Raw genomic sequence first — 25,088 nt, 5'->3', positions numbered from 1 at the left:
CCGTGGTCGGAATAGTGATCATCTCGCACAGCCGCACGCTCGCGGACGGCGTCGCTGAGGTGGCCCGCGCGATGGGCGTCGGGCAGGCCGTCGTCGAGCCCGCCGGAGGCGACTCCGAGGGCGGGCTCGGCACCAGCATCGACCTGGCCGAGGCCGCCGTCGCGGCGGCGGACGGCGGCGACGGCGTCGTCCTGCTCGCGGACCTCGGCAGCTCCGTCCTCACCGCCCGGACGCTGATCGAGGACGCCGAGCGCGACGACCTCCTGCTCGCCGACGCGCCGCTGGTCGAGGGCGCGGTGGCGGCCGCGTCGATGGCCGCGACGGGGGCGGACCTCGCGACCGTCCACGCCGCCGCCGAGTCCGCGTTCGAGCACCGCAAGACGCGCTGAAGGGCGAGTCGGTCAGCCGTCCGGCCCCGGCAGGAGGTCGCCCAGGACGGACGGCGGGCCCGCGGTCGGGTCGCCCCGCACCTCGTAGACGCGGGGTTCCCCGGCCTTCTCGGCGTCGGAGACGGTGATCCGGTAGGCGGGGAGGTCCGCGCCGATCTCGCCCTCGTCGCCGCGTTCGCGTGCGGCGGCGAGCGCGTCCACCGCCGCGCGGACGCGCCCGGCCCGCGCGGCGGGAAGGTCGGCGGTGTCGTACTGCGCGACGACGGTGTCCCGGCCGGTGAAACCGCCGGTGCTCTCCACCTTCACGCGCATGCCGTCCGCCTTCCCACCGCCTCGACCTCTGCGCTACTTGAACGCGCGGCGCAGCTCGTCGAGATCGTCCCGGAGGATGTCATCGTCCTCCAGCGGGCCCCGCTTGGCCAGCCGCTCCGGCGCGACGACCTGGTACTCGGGCATCTGCATCGTGCCGCAGCAGCGCGACCTGTCCTGCTCGGCGCGCAGGCTCGCGGACAGCTCGTCGTGCGCCTCGACCTCGGTGACGTCCTGCCCGTCGCCGGTGTACTCGGCGTCGGTCATCCGCATCACCCCGCTCATCAGGTCGGTCAGCGGGGTCGCCGCCGTCGTGATCTCGCGGACGGCGAACCGGTTGCGGATGAACGTCCGGTAGATCGCGGGGTCGCCGCGGCCCGCCGAGACCTGGAGCATCTTGTTCGCGACGTCCACGTACCTGGCGCCGGTCGCCGGGGACGCGACGATCGCGTCGAACAGCAGCCGGCACAGCCGCGCCGCGACGTCGATCAGCACGATCGTCGGGTCCTCGGTGCGCCGCCTGCGCCCGAGCTCGAACGCGTAGACGTCGGCCAGCACGTCGTACACCGCGCCGGTGAACACCTGCGAGATCGCGTGGACCTCGTTGCTCACCTGGCTCAGCGTGAGGTCGTTGTCGGCGTTGCGGAGGCCGGTCGGCATGCCGAGCGCCTTCCCGAACTCCTCGGCGAGCGCGGGCAGGAACGACTTGTCGTGCAGGTTGGCCTTGGTGAGCGCGACGAACGCCTCCGCCTGGTCCGGCTGCGCCAGCGTCAGGAAGATCGCGGTCAGGTCGCCGAACGACTCGTGCAGGCCGCCCGTCTGCGGCGGGTTGCCCGCCGACAGCCAGCCGGGCTTGAGCCCGTCCAGGACGGCGTGGCCCGTCTCGTGGGACACGATGTCCAGCGACCGGCACGTGAACACCACGTTCGCGGGCGGCTGGCCCTGCGGCGTGAAGAAGAGGAACTTCAGCGCCTTGGACGTCCTGGTGTAGAACGCGTTCGCGCCCGTCCCCGCGTGGGGGAAGACCGTGATGCGGTCGGTGTTGCCGCCGACGTTCCACGCGAACGGGATCGGGTTGCCGCCGTTGTGCCGCTCGTACATCGCCAGGGTCTGCCGGACGACCGCGAACGTGTGCGCGCAGTCGAACTGCGGCGTGTTGGGCGTGAAGATGAAGTCGCCCCCGGCGTTGCGGGCGACCGGCGTGACCCCGGACAGGTCGGTCTGGACGCGGGCGTCCGCCGGGCCGTTCAGCACGACCGTCGGGACGAACACCGGCCGGACGCCCAGCTCTGTCACGGACGGGTCCTGCTTGTAGATGAGGAACCTGTGCCCGGTCGGGGTCGGCACCGGGATCGGCACCGGCCGCTCGACCGGACGGGTGGCGGCCTCGGCCGCCCCTTCGACTCGGAACCGCGGCGCGAGCCGTCCGGCGTGCGTATCGGGGACCTCCGTTCCCCGTGCCGGACGGCCTTGCGATAGGTGGGACTGCTCCTGGTGGACCGTCATCGACTCCACCTTTCCCATCACCGTGCGTGGACCCCTGCTGGCCCTACGCGGTCGCGGAAGGGCGTGCGGCACCGGGGTGATCCGGTCGTGGAAGCTCCGGGCCGTCGCGTCCCCGGCGCGGGACGCGAACCTCTCCGCCCGATTCACGCTCCGCTGGTCACAAGACCGAGTCAAGCGGGAAAGGGGTTTCCTGACCCGGTTGTCCTCATCCGGACTGGTGACCTTGGTGGACGCCCTGCCACGCACGAGGATCGGCGGGAAGCCGAAAACGTCGGCGGCGCGCCGTAGACTCGCACGTGATGTCGAAGACCGAAGCCAACCCCTTGCTCGACGGCCTCAACCCGCAGCAGCGCGACGCCGTCCTCCACTCCGGCGGCCCCCTGTTGATCGTCGCGGGCGCGGGCTCCGGCAAGACGCGGGTACTCACGCACCGCATCGCGCACCTGCTCGGCGAGCGCGACGTCCATCCCGGCCAGATCCTCGCGATCACCTTCACCAACAAGGCCGCGGCCGAGATGAAGGAGCGGGTGGACGCCCTGGTCGGGCCCCGCTCGCGCGCCATGTGGGTGATGACGTTCCACTCGGCGTGCGTGCGCATCCTGCGCCGCGAGGCCAAGCGGCTCGGCTTCCCGACGACCTTCTCGATCTACGACCAGGCCGACGCGAACCGGCTGATGGCGCTCGTCTGCCGCGAGCTCGACCTCGACCCGAAGCGGTACCCGCCGAAGTCGTTCAGCGCGCAGGTGTCGAACCTGAAGAACGAGCTGATCGACTACGAGTCGTTCAAGGCGCGGGCGTCCACGCACATGGAGCAGACGCTCGCCGAGGCGTACGAGATGTACCAGGCGCGGCTCCAGCAGGCCGGCGCCATGGACTTCGACGACCTGATCATGCTCACGGTCAACCTGCTCCAGGTCTTCCCGGAGGCGGCCGAGCACTACCGGCGCAGGTTCCGGCACGTCCTCGTCGACGAGTACCAGGACACCAACCACGCGCAGTACGAGCTGGTCCGCGAGCTGACGGCCCCGGTCGAGGGGGTCGGCGCGGCGGAGCTGTGCGTCGTCGGCGACGCCGACCAGTCGATCTACGCGTTCCGCGGCGCCACGATCCGCAACATCCTGGAGTTCGAGCGCGACTACCCAGACGCGACGACGATCCTGCTTGAGCAGAACTACCGCTCCACGCAGACGATCCTGTCGGCCGCGAACGCGGTCATCGAGCGCAACGCCGACCGCAAGCCGAAGAAGCTCTGGTCCGACCAGGGCGAGGGTCACAAGATCGTCGGCTATGTGGCCGACAACGAGCACGACGAGGCCGCGTTCGTCGCCCGCGAGGTCGACCGGCTGAGCGACGACGGCGCGGCCCGTCCGGGCGACGTCGCCGTCTTCTACCGCACGAACGCGCAGTCCCGTGTCTTCGAAGAAGTGTTCATCCGCGTCGGGCTGCCCTACAAGGTCGTCGGCGGCGTCCGGTTCTACGAGCGCAAGGAGATCCGCGACGCGCTCGCCTACCTGCGCTGCCTCGCCAACCCCGAGGACGCCGTCTCGCTGCGCCGCATCCTGAACGTGCCGAAGCGCGGCATCGGCGACCGCGCCGAGGCGTGCGTGGAGGCGTACGCGTCCCGCGAGCGCATGTCGTTCTGGCAGGCGCTCCGCGTCCCGGACGAGGTGCCCGGCCTCGCCACCCGGTCGCTCAACGCCGTCCGCGACTTCGTCGCCCTGCTGGACGAGCTGCGCGCCGCGGCCGAGACCCTCACCCCCGCCGACCTGGTCGCGGAGGTGCTGAAGGCCAGCGGCTACCTCGCCGAGCTCCAGGCGTCCAAGGACCCGCAGGACGAGACCCGCCTCGAGAACCTCCAGGAGCTGGAGGCCGTCGCCCGCGAGTTCGAGGAGCGCCTCGACGGCGAGCCCGCCGAGGGCAGGCTGCCCGAGTTCCTGGAGCAGGTCGCGCTGGTCGCCGACGCCGACTCGATCCCCGGCGGCGCGAAGGGCGGGCCCGTCCCGCCCGGCGAGCAGCCCGCGCAGACCGACGACGGCGTCGTCACGCTGATGACGCTGCACACGGCCAAGGGGCTCGAATTCCCCGTCGTCTTCCTCACCGGCATGGAGGACGGCGTCTTCCCGCACCTGCGCGCCATGAGCAACCCCAAGGAGCTCGAAGAGGAGCGCCGGCTCGCCTACGTCGGCATCACGCGGGCGCGCCAGCGGCTCTACGTCTCGCGGGCCGCGATGCGCAGCTCGTGGGGCGCGCCGCAGGTGAACCCGCCGTCCCGGTTCCTCGGCGAGGTGCCGAGGCCGCTGGTCGAGTGGGAGCGGGAGGCGTCCTCGACGTCCGGGTCGGCCATGTCGCGGGTCGCGGCGCGGCCGGGGGTGCGCTCGCCGGGGAACCGTCCCGTCCCGTCGCTGTCGCCCGGCGACAAGGTCACCCACGACGCGTTCGGGCTCGGCACGGTCGTGTCCGTGTACGACGACGGGCAGAAGGCGAGCGTCGACTTCGGCGGCGAGTACGGCGTCCGGACGCTCGTCCTGCGGTACGCCACCATCGAAAAGCTCTAGCGGAGCTCTAGGGGCGGCGGGCGAGCAGGTTCGCCGGGAGGGTGTGCAGGACGGTCTGGTCGTCCTGGTTGAGCAGCTCGGCGCGGGTACGGACGATGCCCCGGTCCGGCTTCGACCGTGATGCCCGCGCCTCCAGGACGGCGACGCGCAGCCGCAGCGTGTCGCCCGGACGGACGGGCGCGGGCCAGCGCAGCTCGTCCACGCCGGGGGAGGCGAGGCTCGCCACCCGCGACAGGAAGTGGTCCGCGAACAGCCGCATCATGATCGAGCCGGTGTGCCAGCCGCTGGCGATGATGCCCTTGAACGGGCCGGTGGCGGCGAAGTCCGGGTCGATGTGGATGGGCTGCGGGTCGAACCGGCGGGCGAACTCGACGATCTCGGCCTCGGTGAGGGCGACGTGCCCGTACTCGTACGTCGCGCCGGTCTCGTAGTCCTCGAAGTAGCGGTCGGTGATGGGGGTGGGGAAGTCGCCGCCGAGGGCCCGCGTGCTGATCGTCATGCGTCCCAGGATGCCGGGTCCGCCCGGCGATGGCGCGACGGGGAGCGGCTGAAAACGGCCATACGGTATACGGCAGACGGTCAGTCCATAACCCCCGGGAGGCCCCCATGTTCGCTCACAGGCTCGCCGACGACGCCGAGCTGCGCCCCCTGGAGCCGTGGCAGTCCGCCGAGTTCGCCGAGCACGTGGCGCGGGTCCGCGACGACATCGTCGAGTACATCCCGTGGGGACACCTGATCGTCGACGAGGCCACCGCCCGCGCCTACCTGGACTCCTACGCGGAGAAGCAGGCGAGGGACGCGGGCCGCATCTACGGCATCTGGATGGACGGCGTCCTCCAGGGCGGCACGCTGTTCCGCACGTTCGACGCCGCGATGGGGGTGTGCGAGCTGGGCGTGTGGCTGGCGGCCGAGGCGCGCGGGCGCGGGCTGATCACGACGGCCGCCCGGCACATGATCGACTGGACGTTCGGGACGCGCGGGATGCACCGGGTCGAGTGGCACTGCGACCGGCGCAACACGTCCAGTTCGGCGGTGGCGCGGCGGCTCGGGATGACGCGCGAGGGCGTGCTGCGGGAGTCGTACCTGCTCGGCGGCACCCGGCGCGACGTCGAGATCTGGGCGGTGCTCGCCGACGAGTGGCGGTCCGCCTGATCATCCTCCCGGTAGAGTAAGAAGTGATCTTCCTTTTACTCCTTACCCCCCGGAGCCCGCCGTGCACGTCGAGCAGGTGCTCGTGCTGCTGGCCGCCGCCCTCGCGGCGGGCTGGGTGGACGCGATGGTCGGCGGCGGCGGGCTGATCCAGTTCCCCGCGCTGCTGCTGGCGACGCCCGGCCAGCCGGTGGTGACCGCGCTCGCCACGAACAAGCTCGGCTCGATCATGGGCGTCTCGTCGGCCGCCGTCGTCTACGCGCGCAAGGCCAAGCCGGACCTGCCCGTCGCGCTGTCGGCGGGCGGGCTCGCGGTGGGCTGCGCGGCGGCCGGGGCGCTGTGCGCCGCCGCGATCTCGTCCGCCGCGCTCACCCCGGTGATCATGGTGGTGCTGCTCGCGACCGCCGCGCTCGTCGTGCTCAAGCCCGATCTCGGCCGGGCGCCGCGGCTCGTCCTGCGGACGCGGCGCAGGGTCGCGGCGGCCGTCCTCGTCCCGGGCGTCCTCATCGCCTTCTACGACGGGCTCGTCGGGCCCGGCACCGGAACGTTCCTCGTCGTCGCGTTCACCGCGCTGCTCGGGATGGACTTCGTGAACGCCGCCGCCACCGCGAAGATCATCAACGCCGGGACGAACCTCGGCGCGCTCGCCGTCTTCGCCGTCCAGGGGCACGTGCTGTGGGCGATCGGGCTGGCCATGGGCGCCTGCAACATCGCCGGTGCCCAGCTCGGCGCCCGCATGGCGATCAACCGGGGCGCCGGGTTCGTGCGCGTCGTGCTGCTGTGCGTGGTGTGCGCCATGGTCGTCAAGCTCGGCCTGCAGCGCTTCGGCTGACCCGACGGTTACGGGGGCGGGACGGGCAGCGGGCGCTGCAGCGCCGTCAGGCCGAGCAGGACGATCGACGCCGTCCAGCCGAGCGGCGCCGGGCCCGCGGGCCTGCCGGTCGCGCCGACCTTCTCCGGCAGGACGCCGAGCGACGTGCGGTTCGCGGAGAGCCAGCTCAGCCAGGTGGCCGCCTCGTCCGTCCGGCCGGACGCGGCGGCGTTCAGGCCGAACAGGGCGGTCTCGGGCGTCCAGGCGACGTCCGGGTTGCCGGACCAGCCCTCGCCCGGCAGCACGCCCCCGTTCGGCAGCAGCTGCTTCGCCTGCGCCTTGGCGATCGCGGCGGTCACGGTCGCGTCGGCGGGCGCGAACGGCGGCGCGATGAACGTGACCGAGGTGTCCATCGAGCCGTGCGGGACGGGCGAGCGCGGATACCCGTACGGCGCGAACTGCCTGGCCACGGCGTCCGACACGCGCTGCGCGGCGCGCCGCCACTCGGCGGCCTTGGCGGACTCGCCGCGCGCCCGCGCGAGGTCGGCCGCCGAGCGCAGGCCCGCGAGCACCGGGCCGACGACGCCGAGGGTCGGGCGGCGCGGGTCGCGCTCGCGCCGGTGGTCGCGCTCCCAGTAGTCGGACGAGGCGGGCGGCAGGCCCTCGGCGTCCAGCGTCCGGGACAGGTGGTCGGCTGCGCGCAGCACCATCGGCCACAGGTCGTCCGGCATGTCCCAGGCCCGGGCGTCGGACGACCGGGCCTGGACGCTGAAGAACCACGTCGCCCACAGCACCCAGCCGAGCGAGTCGAGCTGCGGGGCGCGGCCGTCGGCGACGGCCGTCCCGTCCGGGTTGTAGCGGGCGGCCCACATGCCGCTCCTGTTCTGCGCGCGGGCCAGGAACCGCAGCACGCGCCGCGCCTCCGCCGGATGCCCGGTGACGGTGAACGCCGCGACGGCGAACGCCGAGTCGCGCGGCCAGCAGTACCGCCACTGGGCGTACCAGGACGCGAGCGACGCCCCGTTCGGACGGGTCAGCAGCCGCAGGTCGAGCAGCGCCCGCGCGGCCATGTCGCGGTAGCCCCGGTCGGCCCCGGTGGCCGGGCCGGGCCCGCCGGTCGGGACGCCGCCCGACGCCAGCCAGGCGCTGTCGGACCGCACCGCCCGACCGACCCTCGGGTCGGACGGGTCGACGGTGATCGGGGTCTCCCCGCCGGTCGGCATCAGCCGGACCCGGCCGTCCGCGAGCCGGACGACGGAGCTGTCCGGCAGGTAGGAGGCGCCGTCGCCCGCGTCGGGCGCCAGCGGGACGCTCGTGAACGGCCAGCCGCCCCCGCCGACGAGCCCCGGGCTCGCCCAGCCGGAGCCGCCGCCGTCCGGCACGTTGGCGCCCGCCGTCGCGACCATCGCGGCCGCGATGAGCAGGGCGGTGACGCGGCGGATCGTCCGCGCGCCCGCGCGCCTGGTCCGTCCGCCCGCCGGGGGGCGCCGCCGCGCGGGCGGCTCCGGACGCGCCGGCGGCGGGACGAGAACGGCCGCCTCGACGGAGGCAGCCCGGGCGGGGACGGGCGCGCCGGCGGGCGCGGCGGGCGCGTCACGTTCCTCCGCCATCGCCATGTGTTCGCCCCCCTTTACCGCTACCGCCGCCCGCACTTCATCGTCGCAGCGAAAATAAGTACATCAAACTACGTCATTCGGTTCATCCTCCTCACGTGCCACTCGTGCCCTCCCCCTAGGAGTGACACACCCGCGGTTTGGTAACACTCGCTGACAACGGGACCCGGCGGCCTCATCACGGAAGAGGGTTGACTAGGCTGCATCGACGGAGCGGACCGCAGAGTGCCGGCCGCACGGACACCCGTGTAACCCCCACTCGTTGTGGTCATTCGGCTGTCGATCCGCAAAAAGGACGCCTCGTGGACCTGTTTGAACATCAGGCGAAGGAACTCTTCGCCGAGTACGGGGTACCGGTGCCCACCGGCAAGGTCGCCCATACTCCCCAGGAAGCCCGGGCCATCGCGGCGGAGCTGTTCGCCGCGGGGAGCTCGAAGGTCGTGGTCAAGGCCCAGGTGAAGACCGGGGGCCGCGGCAAGGCCGGCGGCGTGAAGCTGGCCGACTCGGCGGACGAGGCGCAAGCCCTCGCCGACCAGATCCTCGGCATGGACATCAAGGGCCACACGGTCCACAAGGTCCTGGTCGAGGAGGGCAGCGCGATCGCGCAGGAGTACTACTTCTCCTTCCTCCTCGACCGCGCCAACCGCACCTTCCTCTCCATCTGCTCCGTCGAGGGCGGCGTGGAGATCGAGGAGGTGCCGCACGACCGGCTCGCGATGGTGCCGGTCTCCCCGCTGGACGGCGTCGACCGCGCCACCGCCCGCGAGATCGCCGAGAAGGGGCGGCTCCCGGAGGAGGCCCTGGACGGCGCCGCCGAGCTGATCGAGCGGCTGTGGGCCGTGTTCCTCGACGAGGACGCCTCCCTGGTCGAGGTCAACCCGATGATCCTCACCGCCGACGGCCAGGTGAAGGCCCTCGACGGCAAGGTCTCCCTGGACGACAACGCCGCGTTCCGCCAGGACCACGAGAAGTTCGAGGACAAGGCCGCCGCCGACCCCCTGGAGGCCGCGGCGAAGGCCAAGGACCTCAACTACGTCAAGCTCGAGGGCAGCGTCGGCATCATCGGCAACGGCGCGGGCCTCGTCATGTCCACGCTGGACGTCGTCGCCTACGCAGGCGAGAAGTTCGGCGGGCAGAAGCCCGCGAACTTCCTCGACATCGGCGGCGGCGCGTCCGCCGAGGTGATGGCGAACGGGCTGGAGATCGTCCTGTCCGACGCGGCCGTCAAGTCGGTGTTCGTGAACGTCTTCGGCGGGATCACGGCCTGCGACGCGGTCGCCAACGGCATCGTGTCGGCGTACCAGCTGCTGGCCGACCGCGGCGAGACCGTCAACCGCCCGCTGGTCGTCCGGCTGGACGGCAACAACGCCGAGCTCGGACGCAAGATCCTCAACGACGCGGCGCTGCCCGGCGTCCAGCAGGTCGACACCATGGACGACGCGGCCTCGCGCGCCGCCGAACTCGCGGCAGGTGCATGACAATGGCCATCTGGCTCACCGAGAACAGCAAGATCATCGTGCAGGGCATCACGGGCTCCGAGGGCACCAAGCACGGGCGCCGGATGCTCGCGTCCGGCGCGCAGGTCGTCGGCGGCGTGAACGCCCGCAAGGCCGGGCAGACCGTCGAGTTCGACGGCGCCACCCTCCCGGTGTTCGGCACCGTGAAGGAGGCCATGGCCGAGACGGGCGCCGACGTGTCCGTCGTGTTCGTCCCGCCGAAGTTCACCAAGGACGCCGTCGTCGAGGCCGTCGACGCCGAGATCCCGCTGTGCGTCGTCATCACCGAGGGCATCCCGGTGCACGACACCGCCTACTTCTGGGCGTACGCGGAGAAGAACGGCAACAAGACGCGGATCATCGGGCCGAACTGTCCCGGCATCGCGTCCCCCGGCAAGTCGAACGCGGGCATCATCCCGGCCGACATCACCACGCCCGGCCGCATCGGGCTCGTGTCCAAGTCGGGCACGCTGACCTACCAGATGATGTACGAGCTGCGCGACATCGGCTTCTCCACCTGCGTCGGCATCGGCGGCGACCCCGTCATCGGGACGACCCACATCGACGCCCTCCAGGCGTTCCAGGACGACCCCGACACCGACGGCATCGTCATGATCGGCGAGATCGGCGGGGACGCCGAGGAGCGCGCCGCCGCCTACATCGAGCAGCACGTGACGAAGCCGGTCGTCGGCTACGTCGCCGGGTTCACCGCGCCCGAGGGCAAGACGATGGGCCACGCGGGCGCGATCGTGTCCGGCTCCGCCGGGACCGCGCAGGCGAAGAAGGAGGCCCTGGAGAAGGTCGGCGTCCGCGTCGGCAAGACCCCGAGCGAGACCGCCGTCCTGATGCGGGAGATCATGAAGAACCGCTGACCTGTACTGGGACGTGTCGAAAGACGCCTGAGCCGGGACGTTCCGGCCGGGCGTCTTTCGCGTTTCGGCGGCCTTTCCCGGGACGGGCGGCGGCGCACGAAATGACAAAGGCGACACGCCGGGCGGGCGGCCCGCCGGGAACCGGACGTGGTGCCAGCATGGACCGGTGACCGACACGACCCCCGGGCAGCGCCCGAAGCGGGAGCCGCCCGCCCGGATTCCGGACCGGAGCACCGGCGGCGCGGAGGCGGCCGGACGAGCCGCCCGGCGCGGGACGGGCGCGGAGCGCGCGGGCCGCGAGGGGCCGCGCGGGCAGGCGTCCGCCGCGTCCCGGCCGCTGTACGTGACGGGGCTCGTCGCCGCGCTGTGGTGCATCGGGATCGGGCTCGCCGTCCTCACCACGATCACGCTGATCGGCTGGATCGCCGCGCCGAAGACCGCGCTCGGCCACGGCATGCCCGGCGTGTTCCGGACGGCCGTCAACTTCTGGCTCGTCTCCCACCACGCGGGCTTCTCCTACGGGCACGGCCGCGTCGGCCTGCTGCCGCTCGGCGTCCTCGTCCTGCCCGGGGCGCTCCTCTACCGGGGCGGCGGGTGGATGATCAGGGCGGCCGGGCTGCCGCACCGGCCGCGGACGGAGGTCGTGCGCGTCGCGGTGGCGCTGGCCGTCCCGTACGCGGCGCTCGCGGGGCTGCTCGCGCTGGCGGCGGCGTCCCCGGAGGTGCGTCCCTCGGTGTGGCAGGCGCTCGTCGCGTGCTTCCTGGTCGCGGTGATCGCGGGCGGGCTCGGCGCGGCCCGCGCGGTCGTCGCGGCGCAGGTCGCGGCACAGGCGCGCGGGCAGCGGCTCAGGTCCGGGCTCGGCGCGCTGCTGCGGCTGCTGCCGGACCGGCCGCGCTCGCTCGTGATCGGCGTCGCGGGGTCGCTCGGCGTCCTGCTCGCCTCGGGCGCGCTGCTCGTCGGGGTGTCGCTCGCCATGCACATGTCCGAGGCCGACCACCTCTACGACATGCTCGCCCCCGGCGTGGTCGGCGGCGTCCTGCTGGTCCTGGTCGAGCTGGCCTTCCTGCCGAACGCGGTGATCTGGGGGATGGCGTACGCGGTCGGCCCCGGCTTCTCCGTCGGCGCGGGGACGAGCGTGTCCCCGACCGGCGTGTTCCTGAACGCCGTGCCCGCGTTCCCGCCGCTCGCGGCGCTGCCCGAGCCGGGCCCGGCGCCCGCCCTGTCGCTGCTCGCGCTGGCCGCGCCGTTCGCGGCGGGCGCGGTCGGCGGCGTCCTCACGATCAGGTCGATGCCCACGCCGGTGTCGGAGGGCGCGCCGCTGTGGGGCTTCGTGTCCGGGGCGCTGACCGGCGCGGTGGCGGCGCTGCTGAGCGCCCTGTCCGGCGGCCCGCTCGGGAACGGGCGGATGGAGACGGTCGGGCCGTCCGCCTGGCAGGTCGGGCTGCTCGCGGCGCTGGAGGTCGGGATCTCCGCGGCGATCGCGGCGTGGGTGGCGAACTGGATGGTGCTGCGCCGCCCGGCCGACGCACCGCCCGCGAAGCGGAAGCGCAGGAAGGCCGAGAAGCAGGCCGAGAAACGGACGGGGATGCGGGAGCTTCCGGCGCCGATGCCGATGCCTGTGCCGCTGTCCGCGCCCGTCCCGGGCGACTATCCGGAGAAGGCGTCCGCACCGAAACCTGCACCGAAGCCCGCGCCGCCGAAGGTGCCGTTCGGGCATGATCCGCTGGAGTTCGAGGAGGCCGATCCCGTCCTCGCGCCGCGGCGGCGGCCGCGCCGGACGCCGGACCCGCTGCCGGACCTCGCCGAGGAGGAGCGGCCCGCGCCCGCCCCGCCGTCCAGGGACGGCACGGTCGTCCTCGAAGGCCACCTCATGGACGACGCGGAGGATCCCCCGCGGGAGGAGGCGCGGCCCGAGCGCGTCCCGCCGCCGCGTGAGGACCCGAGCCGCACCGAGAACCGGGGCGGCGCGATCTACGTCCTGCGCGAGGAGCCCGACGAGCGCCCCGACGAGTAGGGACGGGGGCTAGAGCAGGTCGCCGTACTTGTCCATGCTGCCGGAGGGCAGGTCGAGCTTCTTCTCGATCCGCGGGTAGTACTTGTCCTGGCACGCCTGCTTGTCGGTCGTCGTGTTGGACCCGCTGACGCAGCTCTGGTAGCCGCTCAGCTCCGACCACAGGTACACGGTCAGCGACACCGACAGGATCGAGAACACCAGCCCGATCGACCCGAGCACGATCCCCGGGACGGCCCCGGGCGCGGCCCCCCGGCTGCGCCGCGCCGCCCGCCGGGCGCGGATGCCGACGACGAGCGCGGCGATCCCGAGCACCAGGCCGAGCGGGTAGAAGAAGAACGCGGTGATCAGCGCGATGCCGCCGAGCCACAGCGCGCGCCACCCGGTGCGGTGCCGCTCCGGCGGCGTCCCCCCGGGCACACCGCCGGGGGCCCCGCCGGTCGTACTACCGGGAGTGAGGTCCGGGCCCGCGGGCGGCTCTCCCAGCGGCCGCCCCCCGGGGCGGTCTTCGGGCGGGGCCGGTGGGCCCTGGTGCTCGCTCACGTCTCGTCTCCTCCTGGCCCTGTGTCCGTCGGCGCGGGTCCCGTGCCCGGACGCCGAAACGCGGCCGACGCGGGTTCGGGCGCGGCCGAGCCCGCCCGATAGGCTGCGTGGTGTCCCAAGCTACGTCCACTGAGGAGTCATGGTGTCCGCCCGGCTCGTCGTCCTCGTCTCCGGCGCGGGGACCAACCTACAAGCGCTGCTCGACGCGTGCGCGGATCCAGCCTACGGGGCGACCGTGGTGGCCGTGGGGGCGGACCGCCCCGATATCGGGGGAACCGAGCGCGCCGAGCGCGCCGGCCTGCCGACCTTCACGGTGCGGGTGCCCGATTTCCCGTCCCGCGCCGACTGGGACGCCGCCCTCGCCGAGACGGTCGCGAAGTACGAGCCCGACCTCGTGGTGTCCGCCGGGTTCATGAAGATCCTCGGCCCGCTGTTCCTCGCGAGGTTCGGCGGCCGGACGGTCAACACCCATCCCGCGCTGCTGCCCGCGTTCCCCGGCGCCCACGCCGTACGGGAAGCCCTGGCGTACGGCGTGAAGGTGACGGGCTGTACGGTGCACTTCGTCGACGAAGGAGTGGACACCGGTCCCGTCATCGCCCAGGAGACCGTCCCCGTGCGGTGGCATGACGACGAGGACTCCCTGCACGAGCGGATCAAGCAGGTGGAGCGCAGTCTCCTCGTGGACGTCGTCGGGCGGCTCGCCCGCGACGGCTGGACCGCGCACGGCAGGCGGGTCTCGATGAAGTGCAGGACCTGCGGCGACGCGAGCGGCAGGGATTCGTCCGCGGAATCCGATCAAGAGGGGAGCTCGGCCGGTGAGTCGGGTGGCGATTAAGCGCGCGCTGATCAGCGTGTACGACAAGTCCGGGCTGGAGGAGCTGGCCCGGGGCCTGCACGAGGCGGGCGTGGAGATCGTCTCGACCGGGTCCACGGCGGGCCGGATCTCCGCCGCCGGGGTCCCGGTGATGAAGGTGGAGAAGCTCACCGGGTTCCCCGAGTGCCTGGACGGCCGGGTCAAGACCCTGCACCCGATGGTGCACGCGGGCCTGCTCGCCGACCGGCGCAAGGAGGACCACCTCCAGCAACTCGACGACCTGGCCGTCGAGCCGTTCGACCTGGTCGTCGCGAACCTGTACCCGTTCGCCGAGACGGTGCGGTCGGGCGCGACGCCGGACGAGTGCGTCGAGCAGATCGACATCGGCGGCCCGACGATGGTGCGGGCGGCGGCGAAGAACCACGAGAGCGTGTCCGTGGTCGTCGACCCGTCCGCCTACGCAACGGTGCTGGACGCCGTCCGCGCGGGCGGTTTCACGCTGGACGAGCGCCGCCGCCTGGCCGCGCTGGCGTTCGCGCACACCGCGTCCTACGACGTGGCCGTCGCGTCCTGGTTCGCCAGTGCGCAGGCCCCCGACGAGACGGCCGCCGAGACCGGCTGGCCCGACTTCCTCGGCGCGACCTGGGAGCGCTCGAACACCCTCCGGTACGGCGAGAACCCGCACCAGCGCGCCGCCCTGTACCGCACGCCCGGCGAGACCGGGCTGGCCGGGGCCGAGCAGCTGTACGGCAAGGAGATGTCGTACAACAACTACGTCGACACCGACGCCGCGCGCCGCGCCGCCTACGACTTCGCCGAGCCGTGCGTCGCGATCATCAAGCACGCCAACCCGTGCGGGATCGCGGTCGGCGCCGACATCGCCGACGCGCACCGCAAGGCGCACGACTGCGACCCGGTGTCCGCCTACGGCGGGGTGATCGCGGCGAACCGCCCGGTCACGGCGGCGATGGCGCGGCAGGTCACCGAGAGCTTCGCCGAGGTGGTCATCGCGCCGTCCTTCGAGGACGAGGCCGTGACCGTCCTCAAGGACCGGTTCAAGAACGTCCGGCTGCTGGTCTGCCCGGACGCGCCCGCCGGGGCGACCGAGTACCGGCGCATCGACGGCGGCGTCCTGCTCCAGGGCGTCGACCAGGTGGACTCGCCCGGCGACGACCCGTCCGCGTGGGAGCTGAAGACCGGCCCGGCCGCCGACGAGGCCACGCTCGCCGACCTGGCGTTCGCGTGGCGGGCGATCCGCTCGGTCAAGTCCAACGCGATCCTGCTGGCCGCCGACGGCGCCACGGTCGGCGTCGGGATGGGCCAGGTCAACCGGGTCGACTCCGCCAAGCTCGCCGTCGCGCGGGCGGGGGAGGAGCGGGCCGCGGCCGCCGTGGGCGCGTCCGACGCCTTCTTCCCGTTCCCGGACGGCCTTGAGGTGCTGACGAAGGCGGGCGTCCGCGCGATCGTCGAGCCGGGCGGCTCGGTGAACGACGACAAGGTGATCGCCGCCGCCGAGAAGGCCGGGATCACGCTGTACTTCACCGGCGTCCGGCACTTCTACCACTGATCCGGCTGATCATCGGGCAGGCCCGGTGTGGCGGGGAACACCGCCGCACCGGGTTTAGCCCCGGATTTTTTACTTTTTCGGCCGGGTAGCCTCGGCGCGAGCCGCGCCTCCGCATGACCGTGTTCCCCCTGGCGCGGGTGGTGCGTGTTGGAGGCGCGATGGATCTGCTGATGTCCCTCATGCTCGGCTCCGTGTCCCAGGCGGACACGCTGCTCATGGAGTCCCGGCAGGTCATCGGGCTGCTCGCGGCGATTCTCGCGGCGATGCTGGCCGCGCATCTCGGCTGGCACGGCACCGACCGCGTGATCGCCTGGCGCGGCCGCTCCGAAGAGGACTGACCCGCTCGACCGGCCCGCTCAGCTCGACCGGCCCGCTCAGCGCAGCCGGGCGCGCAGCGCTTCGGCGGCCGCGGGCCAGTCGTCGTCGGTCATCCCGTACGCGGCGGTGTCGCGGACCGAGCCGTCCGCGCGGATCCGGTGCTTGCGGTGGACGCCCTCCAACGACGCCCCGAGCCGCTCGATCGCCGCCCGCGACCGCTCGTTCCGGACGTGCGTGTGCCACCCGACCCGGATCGCCCCGAGATCGTCGAACGCGCGTCCCATCAGCAGGAGCTTCGCCTCGGTGTTCAGGCCCGTCCGCCGCCACCGCGCGCCGAGCCACGTGTGCCCGATGCACAGCCCGCGATGCGCCGGGGCGACGTCGTGGTACGAGGTCGACCCGGCGACCTCCCCGGTCGCGGCGTCGATCTGCGCCCACGGCACGCGGGCGCGCCGCGCGTGGCCGGCGAGCGCGCCGTCCACCCAGGCCGCCATCTCCTCGGCGGTCGCGGGCTGCCGCTCGCTCTTCCACGTCCAGATGGCGGGGTCCTTGGACGCCGCGAAAAGCCCCTCGACGTGCTCCCGCGAAAGCGGCTCCAGCCGCACGTAACGCCCGGTCAGGACGGGCCGCTCGAACCATGCGTCGGTCATGCGGACCACGCTACGAGCGTCCCGGCGGCGTCCGGCAGGGCCGCTCGCCGCCGATTATCGCGAGCCACTCCGCACCCCGGCCCACTACGATGGGTGCTCACGCGACTGGCGCGGTCAAGGTGGGGCACCACCGGGGAGCGAACCACGGTCCGTACACCGCGCGCCTGGGTGGAGGACGGGACCTGCCACGCGGAGGAACGCATGACCGCACAGATTCTGGACGGCAAGGCCACGGCCGCCGAGATCCGCTCCGACCTCAAGACCCGCGTCGAGGCGCTGCGCGACCGGGGCGTGGGCGTCGGGCTCGGCACCGTGCTCGTCGGCGACGACCCCGGCAGCCACTCGTACGTGAACATGAAGCACCGCGACTGCGCCGAGGTCGGCATCGAGAGCATCCGCCGCGACCTGCCCGCCACCGCGTCCCAGGACGACGTCGAGCGCGCCGTCGCCGAACTGAACGCCGACCCCTCCTGCACCGGGTACATCGTCCAGCTCCCGCTGCCGAAGGGCCTGGACGAGCAGCGTGTCCTGGAGCGCATCGACCCCGCGAAGGACGCCGACGGCCTGCACCCCACCAACCTCGGACGGCTCGTCCTCATGCAGCCCGGCCCGCTGCCCTGCACGCCGAAGGGGATCATCGAGCTGCTGCGCCGGTTCGACGTCCCGATCAGGGGCGCCGAGGTCACCGTCGTCGGGCGCGGCATCACGGTCGGGCGCTCGCTCGGCCTGCTGCTCACCCGCCGCACCGAGAACGCGACCGTCACCCTCTGCCACACCGCGACCCGGGACCTCGCCGCGCACACCCGCGCCGCCGACATCGTCGTCGCAGCGGCGGGCGTCCCCGGCCTGATCACCGCGGACATGGTCAAGCCCGGCGCGGCCGTCCTCGACGTCGGCGTCTCGCGGGTCGACGGCAGGCTCGCGGGCGACGTCGCCGCCGACGTCCGCGAGGTCGCCGGATGGATGGCGCCGAACCCGGGCGGCGTCGGCCCGATGACCCGAGCGATGCTGCTCGCCAACGTCGTCGAGGCAGCGGAGAAGAGCCTCGCCTAGACGGGACGGCTGACCTGAACGAGCGGGAGCCGCCACCAGCACCCTGGTGGCGGCTCCCGCCCGTGTTCTCCGCCGGACGGAGCCACGCCGTCACTTGCGCGGCCCCGCACGACTCGTCAAGCGATCGCCCTCCAGTTGCGCTGCCGTCGAGGGCGACCGCGGACCTATCTCAGCTCGCCCTCCGTCCCGCCGGGCTCGGCGCCGGGCGGGCGCCGGTGTGGTGGGCGTGCGGCGCGCCCGCCCGCCGCGTCTCGGCCGTGCCCCGGACCCCCGGTACGCGGCCGTCCATCGGAGGGCGGCCCTGCGGGACGTGCACCGGTGGCAGCGGCCGGACGAGGCCCATCGCGATGACCTCGTTGGCGAGCCTGGTCCGCCGGTTGGCGCCCTCGGGAATCCGGAACTTCTGGTAGAGACGCAGCAGGTGCTGCTTGACGGCGGCCTCGGTGACGACCAGCTCCCCGGCGATGTCGCGCGCCGTGGCGGGGGCCACGAACGCCTCGTCGGACAGGGCTGGACGGCACAGCGAGGTCAGCACGTCGACCTCGCGTCGGGTGAGCTCCGGCGCGACCGCGCGCCGCAGTTCGACGTCCGGGTCGACCTCCTCACGGGGGATGCCCCCCATCCGGCAGCGCGCCGTGCCGAAACTCACGACGTCACCGTCCTCCAGGACTCGGCGGGCGATCGGCCGCCCGTTGACGCGGGTCCCGTTGCGGGACAGGCCCATGTCCACCACGTAGACGTACGGACCGCGTCGGACGATCTCAGCGTGCAAACGGGACACACTCGGGTCGTCGAGGCGGATATCCACTCCTCTCCCTCTCCCGACCGTCGTAACGTCGGGGCGCAGCGGCACCACCAGCCCGCTGTCCTCGATCCGCATGAACGGCCCCTCCACGGCAGTCCTCCCAGCTAGTTAGCGACCCCTGTCTGCCGGGTTACCCGGGCGCCGTGTGGTCACACCCTCCTACTGGCGAGTAGGCACGATGGCGCAAGGGATTCCGGCCTCTCGGACATCACCCGCGCCCCATCCGTCCCACCCCTTGGGGGCGGCGGTCCGCCCGATGTCGTGCGGTGGACCGAATCGCTATACCGTGAAGCCCATGAGCACCGAGGTGCGCAGGCGCCGCCGCAAGGCCCCGCGCCGCAGGGAGGCGGCGCCGCACTGGCTCGCGCAGCTTCCCTACCTCCTCGTGCTCAGCGGCGTGGGCGCGGGCCTCACGCTGTGCGCGTTCAACTACTTCCGCAAGGGGTCGGGGCTGATGGCCGCCGCGCTGCTGCTCGGCGCGCTCGCCCGGCTCCTGCTGCCGGAGTCGCAGCTCGGGCCGCTCGCCGTCCGCAGCCGCTCGATCGACTGCTGGACGCTCGTCATCCTCGGCGAGATGGTCGCGTTCGTCGCGCTCAGCATCCCGCCGATGAACAAGCCGGGGCTGATCCTCGCCGGGGCGTTCGGGGTGCTGATCATGCTGACGATGGTCGTGCGCGGCGCGCGGATGCTCATCGCCGGACGCCGGGAAGGGTCCCCTAAGTAGGGCATCGTCCCAGGTCAAAGGGTGTTTCCGGGGTCATGGACGGTGGCCGGGTCCAGACCTTCCGGGCGGCTCGGCTAGCCTTGCCAGTTGAGCCTTACAAGGACTGAGTCTCTTCTCATCCGGCGCGAACCGGACGGCCGACACCGCCCCTCGCCCGCGGCAGGATGAGGAACAGCTCACTAGCTGGCCAGGTGTAGGAAAGGGACAGCAGCAGCATGCCCAAGATCAAAGTAGCGGGCCCGGTCGTCGAACTCGACGGCGACGAGATGACCCGGATCATCTGGAAATTCATCAAGGACCAGTTGATCCTGCCCTACCTCGACGTTGACCTGAAGTACTACGACCTGGGGATCGAGCACCGTGACGCCACGGACGACCAGGTCACGGTGGACGCGGCCAAGGCCATCCAGGAGCACGGCGTCGGCGTGAAGTGCGCCACCATCACCCCCGACGAGGCCCGCGTCGAGGAGTTCGGCCTGAAGAAGATGTGGCGGTCCCCGAACGGGACGATCCGCAACATCCTGGGCGGCGTGGTGTTCCGTGAGCCGATCATCTGCTCCAACATCCCCCGGCTCGTCCCCGGCTGGACGAAGCCCATCATCATCGGCCGCCACGCCCACGGCGACCAGTACCGCGCCACCGACTTCGTCGTGCCCGGCCCCGGCAAGGTGACGATCACCTACACGCCGTCCGACGAGGGCGAGCCGATGGAGTTCGAGATCGCCGACTTCCCCGGCGGCGGCGTCGCGATGGGCATGTACAACTACGACTCGTCCATCCGCGACTTCGCGCGGGCGACGATGCGGTACGCGCTGGAGCGCGGGATGCCGCTGTACATGTCCACGAAGAACACGATCCTCAAGGCCTACGACGGCCGGTTCAAGGACATCTTCCAGGAGATCTACGAGTCGGAGTTCAAGTCCGAGTTCGAGTCCAAGGGCCTCACCTACGAGCACCGCCTCATCGACGACATGGTCGCGGCGGCGCTCAAGTGGGAGGGCGGGTTCGTCTGGGCCGCCAAGAACTACGACGGCGACGTCCAGTCCGACACCCTCGCGCAGGGCTTCGGCTCGCTGGGACTGATGACGTCCGTCCTGATGACCCCGGACGGCAAGACCGTCGAGGCCGAGGCCGCGCACGGCACGGTCACCCGGCACTTCCGCCAGCACCAGCAGGGCAAGCCGACGTCGACCAACCCGATCGCGTCCATCTTCGCCTGGACCCGCGGCCTCGAACACCGCGGCAAGCTCGACGACCAGCCCGAGGTCATCGACTTCGCCCGCAAGCTGGAGCAGGTCTGCGTCGAGACCGTCGAAGCGGGCCAGATGACCAAGGACCTGGCGCTGCTCGTCGGCAAGGACACCCCCTTCCTGACCACGCAGGAATTCCTGGAGGCGCTCGACACCAACCTCCAGAAGAAGATCAACGGCTGACCTCTCCCGGTCTTCGAAGGCCGTCCTGGACGTCGTCCGGGGCGGCCTTCCGTGTGCCCTCCCTGTGCGCGGCATGCCGGGTTGCGCACCTGGGCGGTGGCGGGCCCGGGGCGCGCGATAGCCTGGCTCCGGACTATCTCGACGGCGAGAGAACGGCGAGAGGACCCGCGCGGCGGCGGGCTCACATCATCACCAGCCTCGGGTCATCACCAGCAGAGTCACAGCAGAGGATGAAGAAGGAAATGACGCGCACCCCAGTCACCGTCACCGTCACCGGCGCCGCGGGCCAGATCGGCTACGCGCTGCTGTTCCGCATCGCGTCGGGGCACCTGCTCGGCGCGGACGTACCCGTCCGGCTGCGGCTGCTGGAGATCCCGCAGGCGGTGAAGGCCGCCGAGGGCACCGCGATGGAACTGGACGACTGCGCGTTCCCGCTGCTCGCCGGCACCGACATCTTCGACGACCCGAACCAGGCGTTCCAGGGCGCGAACGTGGCGCTGCTCGTCGGCGCCCGGCCGCGGACGAAGGGCATGGAGCGCGGTGACCTGCTGGAGGCCAACGGCGGGATCTTCAAGCCGCAGGGCGAGGCGATCAACGCGGGCGCCGCGGACGACGTGAAGGTCCTGGTCGTCGGCAACCCGGCGAACACGAACGCGCTGATCGCGCAGCAGCACGCGCCGGACGTCCCGGCCGAGCGGTTCACCGCGATGACGCGCCTCGACCACAACCGCGCCCTCGCGCAGCTGTCGAAGAAGGCGGGCGTCTCGGTCGCCGACATCCGCCGGATGACGATCTGGGGCAACCACTCCGCGACCCAGTACCCGGACGTCTTCCACGCGGAGATCGCGGGCAAGGGCGCCGCCGAGACGGTGAACGACCAGTCCTGGCTGGAGAACGACTTCATCCCGACCGTCGCCAAGCGCGGCGCGGCGATCATCGAGGCGCGCGGCGCGTCGTCGGCGGCGTCGGCCGCGTCCGCCGCGATCGACCACGTGCACACGTGGGTGAACGGCACGGCCGACGGCGACTGGACGTCCATGGCCGTCGTGTCGGACGGCTCCTACGGCGTCCCCCAGGGCCTGATCTCGTCCTTCCCGGTCACGACGAAGGACGGGAAGTGGGAGATCGTCCAGGGCCTGGAGATCGACGACTTCTCCCGCGCCCGGATCGACGCCTCGGTGAACGAGCTGGCGGAGGAGCGCGACGCCGTCCGCAAGCTCGGCCTCATCTGACCCGACGCGCGAGCGAACGAACACGAGCCCTGGGCCACGAACGGTCCGGGGCTCGTTCGCGTCCGCGTGAATTGGCCTTGTCCGGCCTTGTGTCCGCGAGCCGTTCCGCCGGGTGACGGAGGTCGTGGAGGATCGCGACAAGGGCGTCCGCGTCGCGGGGAGCGCCGTCGCACCCTCGGCGAATCGCGGATACAGGGGGAATTCATGGGGCAGCTCGGACTTTCCGAAAGCATCGCCGCGCTCCGGGCCGAATTGCTGGAGGCATTGGAGGCGGGAGAGGGCGCGGAATTCGGTTTCGACGTCGGGCAGATCCAGCTCGAATTCCACGTCGGAGTCACGCGCCAGGCCGGGGGTTCGGGCAAGGCGAAGTTCTGGGTCGTGGAGTTCGGCGGCGACGGTTCCTACCGGCGCGAGGAGATCCACCGCGTCACGGTGACGCTGGAGGCCCCGCGCGACGACGACGGGCGTCCGATCAAGGTGGCCCGCGGACTCGGCGTCAAGCCCTGAGATGCCCGAGCTCACCGACCGCGCCGTCGAGGTCCTGCGGCGCGGCCCCGGCGACCGGTGGACGGTCGGTTCCGGCTTCCTGGTCGGCCGCCGGTGGGTGCTGTCGGCGGCGCACAACGTCCTGGACGCCGGGGTCCTGCTCGTCCGGCTGCTCGACGAGTCGGAGCATCCGGCCGAGCCGGTCATGATCGACGAGGCCGGAGACATCGCCCTCCTGGCGGTGAGCGGAGACCCGCCGCCGGTCGACGTCAGCCCGGTCCGGTTCGCCCGCGTCGACCGGTCGCGGACGAGCGTCCTCGCCCCCTGCTGGACGATCGGCTACCCCCGGTGGAAGGAGCGCGAGCGGCAGCCGGGGACCGTCCGGCTCCGCGAGAGCGCCCAGGTGGACGGCGAGATCCCCACGGGTTCCAACCTGCGCGCGAACCTGCTGGAGCTGCGCAGCAGGTCGATGCCCCGTCCGGTGGGCGGGCGGGGGCTGAGCGAATGGCAGGGGATGTCCGGCGCCGTCGTGTTCGCCGAAGACCAGGCGGGCGGCGCGTTCGCCGTGGGCGTGGTGTCGGAGCACCACGCGGCCCAGGGGAACTCGGTGCTCACCGTCGTCCCGCTGGACCGCTGGGCGGACGCCGCCCGGGGCACGCCCTGGGGTCGTGACCTCGGCCTGGACGCGCTCGTCGATCTTCCGCGCCCAACCGCCGCGCTCTCGTCCGGGCACACGAATCTCCGGCGGTCGCTGCCGGACTTCACCGACCGGGACGAGACGATCGCGAGAGCGAAGGCCCTGCTCACCGACCGGCTGACCGAGACGTGCCCGCTCGTCGTCCTGCACGGCATGGCGGGCGTCGGGAAGACCGAGCTGGCCAACGAGTTGGGGCACCGGCTCGCCGCCACGTTCACGCACGCGCGGATCCGGGTGGACGTCGCCGCCGCCCCCACCGCCGACGCGGCCATGGTCGAGGTGCTGGCGGCGTTCGAGGTGTCCGGCGACGAGCTGCCGCGCGAGCCGAGGCTGCGGCGGATCGAGTACCAGAAGCGGTTGCGGCGGGGCCCGAGCCTGCTGCTGCTCGACAACGTGTCCGAGGCGCGGCAGGCCGAGCCGCTGCTGCCCGAGTCGCCCGGCACGGCGGTGATCGTGACCAGCCGCAGCACGCTGGCCTCGGTGGACGGCGCCGACCGGCTCCGCCTGGAACCGCTGCCCGATCCGGACGGGCTCCGGCTGTTCGAGCGGATCGTCGGCCCCGGGGCCGTGGCCGCCGACCGGCCGTCCGCGGAGCGGATCGTCGAACTCCTGGCCGGGCTTCCGCTGGCGATCCGCATCGCGGGCGCCCAGCTCGTGATGCGCCGCGGATCGCTGGCGCGCTATCTTTCCGCCCTCATGGACGAGACCCGGCGTATTTCCCGCCTCGAAGGTGAGGACAGGGGGGTGCGCGGCAGCTTCGAACTCAGCTACCGGTCCCTGCGGCCCGACACGGCGCGGCTCTTCCGCCATCTGGGCGTCCTCGCGGGCGGGGACTTCACCGCGGCGGTGGTCGCCCGCGCCGCCGATGTCGACGACGAGGACGCCGAGCGCATGCTCGGCGAGCTGACCGACCGCCATCTGGCCGAGGTCTCGGGCGAGGACCGCTACCGGCTCCACGACCTCCTCCGGCTGTACGCGAAGGAGCGCCTGGCGGACGAGGAGTCGCCGTCCGACCGGCGCGACGCGTTCCGGCGCTCGCTCGCCTGGTACGGCGAAATGCTGCACGACTGGATGTCGCGGCCCGGCGCGCACGAGCAGCCCCCGGAGGAGGCCATCGCGTGGTTCGCCGACGAGTCCCTCAACGTGCAGGCGAACCTCCGCGCCGCCGCCGACGCCGGGGAGGACGAGTTCGTCGTCGGAATGGCGGAGTCGCTCTACGGCCTGCTGTTCTACCGCGCCCACTGGGAGGAGATGGAGGCGGTCAAGGACCTCGCCGTGGCGGCGGCGCGACGCCTCGGGGACGCCCCGGCCGAACTGGGATCGCTGATCCACCTCGCGGAGGCCCGCCGGATCCTCGGGCGCGGGGACGAGGCCCCGCCGCTGTACGAGCGGGCGCTCGAGGTCGTCCGCTCCATGGACGATCCCGGCAAGGAGGCGTGGGTGCTGGTCCACTTCGGCGACTTCCAATGCGATCTCGACCAGCCGGAGCGGGCCCTCGACCGCTACGCCGAGGCGCAGGCCATCTACCGGGCCCGGGACGACGCGGCGGGCGAGATCTGGCTCGCCGCGCACATCGCCGACGCGCATCGCCAGCTCGGCCGGTACGCGGACGCGGCCCGCGTCCTGGAGCACGCGATGGCGATGGGCGAGCGGCGCGGCGACCGCGACGAGGTCGTCTGGTGCGCCTGGCATCTGGCGCTGGCCTACGACGGTCTCGGCCGGTACGCCGACGCCGTGGACGTGCTCGGACCCGCCGTCGCCTTCCACCGCGAGACCGAGAGCAGGAAAGCCGGGCTGGCCACGATGCTCACCATTCTGGGCGACGTCCACCGCCATGCCGGACGTCCTTCCGATGCCCGGACCGCGTACTCCGAGGCGCTCGATCTGCTCATCGACATCGACGCCCCGAGCAGGGTCCGCGAAGTGCGGGAACGCCTCGCGGACCTCCCCGCAGAGGGCTAGCGCCCGGCCTCGGAATCCTTCGCAGGGTCCGGTCGGTCAAGGCTGCAAATGATCTGTGTGCGTCGGTATCGGTCGCTAGGGTGTGATCGCCAA

The 25,088-nt window shown here is 72.5% G+C and carries 23 protein-coding genes and 1 riboswitch; of the genes, 16 read left to right on the top strand and 7 right to left on the bottom strand.

The genetic code is table 11. From position 1 onward, the window contains the following. Positions 1 to 2 precede the first annotated feature (2 nt). The gene (locus FXF65_RS35055) at positions 3 to 389 is read left to right on the top strand and encodes a PTS-dependent dihydroxyacetone kinase phosphotransferase subunit DhaM (protein ID WP_222868889.1); all 387 of its coding nucleotides are present in this window, start codon (positions 3 to 5) and stop codon (positions 387 to 389) included. Positions 390 to 401: 12 nt separating this feature from the next. On the opposite strand, the gene FXF65_RS35050 is transcribed toward FXF65_RS35055, so the two are convergent. Next, on the bottom strand, positions 402 to 701 hold the full coding sequence (locus FXF65_RS35050) for a protealysin inhibitor emfourin (RefSeq protein ID WP_148354354.1): 300 nt from the start codon (positions 699 to 701) through the stop codon (positions 402 to 404). Positions 702 to 734: 33 nt separating this feature from the next. Beyond that, positions 735 to 2,204 (bottom strand): gluzincin family metallopeptidase, encoded by a 1,470-nt coding sequence (locus FXF65_RS35045; RefSeq protein WP_148354353.1) that lies wholly within the window; start codon positions 2,202 to 2,204, stop codon positions 735 to 737. A 299-nt stretch (positions 2,205 to 2,503) separates the two neighbouring features. Between FXF65_RS35045 and pcrA the strand changes: the two genes are divergently transcribed. Next, entirely contained in the window at positions 2,504 to 4,759 is a 2,256-nt protein-coding gene (gene pcrA, locus FXF65_RS35040) for a DNA helicase PcrA (RefSeq protein WP_187412666.1), read from the top strand. A gap of 7 nt (positions 4,760 to 4,766) precedes the next feature. Here the strand turns inward: pcrA and FXF65_RS35035 are convergent, their stop codons facing one another. After that, positions 4,767 to 5,258 (bottom strand): MaoC family dehydratase, encoded by a 492-nt coding sequence (locus tag FXF65_RS35035; RefSeq protein ID WP_148354352.1) that lies wholly within the window; start codon positions 5,256 to 5,258, stop codon positions 4,767 to 4,769. Between the two features lie 107 nt (positions 5,259 to 5,365). Between FXF65_RS35035 and FXF65_RS35030 the strand changes: the two genes are divergently transcribed. Both FXF65_RS35030 and FXF65_RS35025 read left to right on the top strand, forming a co-directional pair. Then, positions 5,366 to 5,911 carry a GNAT family N-acetyltransferase gene (locus FXF65_RS35030; RefSeq protein WP_148354351.1) on the top strand — a complete coding sequence of 182 codons (546 nt, stop codon included), beginning with the start codon at positions 5,366 to 5,368 and terminating at the stop codon, positions 5,909 to 5,911. Positions 5,912 to 5,972: 61 nt separating this feature from the next. Beyond that, a complete protein-coding gene (locus tag FXF65_RS35025; protein WP_148354350.1) occupies positions 5,973 to 6,740 on the top strand; it encodes a sulfite exporter TauE/SafE family protein in 768 nt (255 codons plus the stop codon). An 8-nt stretch (positions 6,741 to 6,748) separates the two neighbouring features. On the opposite strand, the gene FXF65_RS35020 is transcribed toward FXF65_RS35025, so the two are convergent. Further along, the gene (locus FXF65_RS35020; RefSeq protein ID WP_246199316.1) at positions 6,749 to 8,335 is read right to left on the bottom strand and encodes a glycoside hydrolase family 15 protein; all 1,587 of its coding nucleotides are present in this window, start codon (positions 8,333 to 8,335) and stop codon (positions 6,749 to 6,751) included. Positions 8,336 to 8,634: 299 nt separating this feature from the next. Between FXF65_RS35020 and sucC the strand changes: the two genes are divergently transcribed. The 3 genes from sucC to FXF65_RS35005 all read left to right on the top strand — a co-directional run bounded on the left by sucC (position 8,635) and on the right by FXF65_RS35005 (position 12,714). Beyond that, positions 8,635 to 9,810, top strand: coding sequence for an ADP-forming succinate--CoA ligase subunit beta (gene sucC, locus FXF65_RS35015; RefSeq protein WP_148354349.1), 1,176 nt, complete (start codon positions 8,635 to 8,637; stop codon positions 9,808 to 9,810). 2 nt (positions 9,811 to 9,812) lie between these two features. Next, positions 9,813 to 10,700 (top strand): succinate--CoA ligase subunit alpha, encoded by an 888-nt coding sequence (sucD, locus tag FXF65_RS35010; protein WP_148354348.1) that lies wholly within the window; start codon positions 9,813 to 9,815, stop codon positions 10,698 to 10,700. A 166-nt stretch (positions 10,701 to 10,866) separates the two neighbouring features. Further along, positions 10,867 to 12,714 carry a cell division protein PerM gene (locus FXF65_RS35005; RefSeq protein ID WP_246199315.1) on the top strand — a complete coding sequence of 616 codons (1,848 nt, stop codon included), beginning with the start codon at positions 10,867 to 10,869 and terminating at the stop codon, positions 12,712 to 12,714. Positions 12,715 to 12,723: 9 nt separating this feature from the next. On the opposite strand, the gene FXF65_RS35000 is transcribed toward FXF65_RS35005, so the two are convergent. After that, positions 12,724 to 13,254: a hypothetical protein gene (locus FXF65_RS35000; protein ID WP_148354347.1), complete on the bottom strand. Its 531-nt coding sequence runs from the start codon at positions 13,252 to 13,254 to the stop codon at positions 12,724 to 12,726. A gap of 139 nt (positions 13,255 to 13,393) precedes the next feature. Between FXF65_RS35000 and purN the strand changes: the two genes are divergently transcribed. From purN to FXF65_RS34985, 3 genes are all read left to right on the top strand, one after another. Continuing rightward, entirely contained in the window at positions 13,394 to 14,089 is a 696-nt protein-coding gene (gene purN / locus FXF65_RS34995; protein WP_148354346.1) for a phosphoribosylglycinamide formyltransferase, read from the top strand. Continuing rightward, positions 14,070 to 15,635 carry a bifunctional phosphoribosylaminoimidazolecarboxamide formyltransferase/IMP cyclohydrolase gene (purH, locus tag FXF65_RS34990; protein WP_148354345.1) on the top strand — a complete coding sequence of 522 codons (1,566 nt, stop codon included), beginning with the start codon at positions 14,070 to 14,072 and terminating at the stop codon, positions 15,633 to 15,635. Before purN ends, purH begins: the two co-directional genes overlap by 20 nt. Positions 15,636 to 15,793: 158 nt before the next feature. Further along, positions 15,794 to 15,973 (top strand): hypothetical protein, encoded by a 180-nt coding sequence (locus FXF65_RS34985; RefSeq protein WP_148354344.1) that lies wholly within the window; start codon positions 15,794 to 15,796, stop codon positions 15,971 to 15,973. A 36-nt stretch (positions 15,974 to 16,009) separates the two neighbouring features. Here FXF65_RS34985 and FXF65_RS34980 read toward each other — a convergent pair whose 3' ends face one another. Continuing rightward, positions 16,010 to 16,603 (bottom strand): GNAT family N-acetyltransferase, encoded by a 594-nt coding sequence (locus tag FXF65_RS34980; RefSeq protein WP_148354343.1) that lies wholly within the window; start codon positions 16,601 to 16,603, stop codon positions 16,010 to 16,012. A 91-nt stretch (positions 16,604 to 16,694) separates the two neighbouring features. Beyond that, a riboswitch (ZMP/ZTP riboswitch) is annotated at positions 16,695 to 16,780 on the top strand. 24 nt (positions 16,781 to 16,804) lie between these two features. On the opposite strand from FXF65_RS34980, the gene FXF65_RS34975 reads away from it, so the two are divergent. Beyond that, positions 16,805 to 17,656 carry a bifunctional methylenetetrahydrofolate dehydrogenase/methenyltetrahydrofolate cyclohydrolase gene (locus FXF65_RS34975; RefSeq protein ID WP_148354342.1) on the top strand — a complete coding sequence of 284 codons (852 nt, stop codon included), beginning with the start codon at positions 16,805 to 16,807 and terminating at the stop codon, positions 17,654 to 17,656. A gap of 169 nt (positions 17,657 to 17,825) precedes the next feature. Here the strand turns inward: FXF65_RS34975 and FXF65_RS34970 are convergent, their stop codons facing one another. Then, positions 17,826 to 18,551 carry an FHA domain-containing protein gene (locus tag FXF65_RS34970; RefSeq protein ID WP_083980548.1) on the bottom strand — a complete coding sequence of 242 codons (726 nt, stop codon included), beginning with the start codon at positions 18,549 to 18,551 and terminating at the stop codon, positions 17,826 to 17,828. A 205-nt stretch (positions 18,552 to 18,756) separates the two neighbouring features. On the opposite strand from FXF65_RS34970, the gene FXF65_RS34965 reads away from it, so the two are divergent. The 5 genes from FXF65_RS34965 (at position 18,757) to FXF65_RS34945 (ending at position 24,995) form a co-directional block, all read left to right on the top strand. Then, positions 18,757 to 19,185, top strand: a complete 429-nt coding sequence (locus FXF65_RS34965; RefSeq protein ID WP_148354341.1) for a DUF3017 domain-containing protein — start codon at positions 18,757 to 18,759, stop codon at positions 19,183 to 19,185. A gap of 215 nt (positions 19,186 to 19,400) precedes the next feature. Further along, on the top strand, positions 19,401 to 20,618 hold the full coding sequence (locus FXF65_RS34960; RefSeq protein ID WP_148354340.1) for an NADP-dependent isocitrate dehydrogenase: 1,218 nt from the start codon (positions 19,401 to 19,403) through the stop codon (positions 20,616 to 20,618). 242 nt (positions 20,619 to 20,860) lie between these two features. After that, on the top strand, positions 20,861 to 21,850 hold the full coding sequence (locus FXF65_RS34955; protein WP_148354339.1) for a malate dehydrogenase: 990 nt from the start codon (positions 20,861 to 20,863) through the stop codon (positions 21,848 to 21,850). A gap of 204 nt (positions 21,851 to 22,054) precedes the next feature. Beyond that, entirely contained in the window at positions 22,055 to 22,357 is a 303-nt protein-coding gene (locus tag FXF65_RS34950; protein ID WP_148354338.1) for a trypco2 family protein, read from the top strand. Between the two features lies 1 nt (position 22,358). Further along, positions 22,359 to 24,995 carry a tetratricopeptide repeat protein gene (locus FXF65_RS34945; RefSeq protein ID WP_148354337.1) on the top strand — a complete coding sequence of 879 codons (2,637 nt, stop codon included), beginning with the start codon at positions 22,359 to 22,361 and terminating at the stop codon, positions 24,993 to 24,995. Positions 24,996 to 25,088 lie beyond the last annotated feature (93 nt).

It is taken from the genome of Actinomadura syzygii (genome assembly GCF_008085905.1).
Taxonomy (GTDB): Bacteria; Actinomycetota; Actinomycetes; order Streptosporangiales; family Streptosporangiaceae; genus Spirillospora; species Spirillospora syzygii.
The sequence above is the reverse complement of the archived record's forward strand: the minus strand, read 5'-3'. Positions and strand labels throughout refer to the sequence as shown.

Coding starts and splice junctions, on each gene's coding strand:
- FXF65_RS35050 (WP_148354354.1), bottom strand. CDS start 701: ATGCGCGTGAAGGTGGAGAGCACCGGCGGTTTCACCGGCCGGGACACC.
- FXF65_RS35045 (WP_148354353.1), bottom strand. CDS start 2,204: ATGACGGTCCACCAGGAGCAGTCCCACCTATCGCAAGGCCGTCCGGCA.
- pcrA (WP_187412666.1), top strand. CDS start 2,504: ATGTCGAAGACCGAAGCCAACCCCTTGCTCGACGGCCTCAACCCGCAG.
- FXF65_RS35035 (WP_148354352.1), bottom strand. CDS start 5,258: ATGACGATCAGCACGCGGGCCCTCGGCGGCGACTTCCCCACCCCCATC.
- FXF65_RS35030 (WP_148354351.1), top strand. CDS start 5,366: ATGTTCGCTCACAGGCTCGCCGACGACGCCGAGCTGCGCCCCCTGGAG.
- FXF65_RS35020 (WP_246199316.1), bottom strand. CDS start 8,335: ATGGCGATGGCGGAGGAACGTGACGCGCCCGCCGCGCCCGCCGGCGCG.
- sucD (WP_148354348.1), top strand. CDS start 9,813: ATGGCCATCTGGCTCACCGAGAACAGCAAGATCATCGTGCAGGGCATC.
- purN (WP_148354346.1), top strand. CDS start 13,394: ATGGTGTCCGCCCGGCTCGTCGTCCTCGTCTCCGGCGCGGGGACCAAC.
- FXF65_RS34985 (WP_148354344.1), top strand. CDS start 15,794: ATGGATCTGCTGATGTCCCTCATGCTCGGCTCCGTGTCCCAGGCGGAC.
- FXF65_RS34980 (WP_148354343.1), bottom strand. CDS start 16,603: ATGACCGACGCATGGTTCGAGCGGCCCGTCCTGACCGGGCGTTACGTG.
- FXF65_RS34975 (WP_148354342.1), top strand. CDS start 16,805: ATGACCGCACAGATTCTGGACGGCAAGGCCACGGCCGCCGAGATCCGC.
- FXF65_RS34965 (WP_148354341.1), top strand. CDS start 18,757: ATGAGCACCGAGGTGCGCAGGCGCCGCCGCAAGGCCCCGCGCCGCAGG.
- FXF65_RS34960 (WP_148354340.1), top strand. CDS start 19,401: ATGCCCAAGATCAAAGTAGCGGGCCCGGTCGTCGAACTCGACGGCGAC.
- FXF65_RS34955 (WP_148354339.1), top strand. CDS start 20,861: ATGACGCGCACCCCAGTCACCGTCACCGTCACCGGCGCCGCGGGCCAG.
- FXF65_RS34950 (WP_148354338.1), top strand. CDS start 22,055: ATGGGGCAGCTCGGACTTTCCGAAAGCATCGCCGCGCTCCGGGCCGAA.
- FXF65_RS34945 (WP_148354337.1), top strand. CDS start 22,359: ATGCCCGAGCTCACCGACCGCGCCGTCGAGGTCCTGCGGCGCGGCCCC.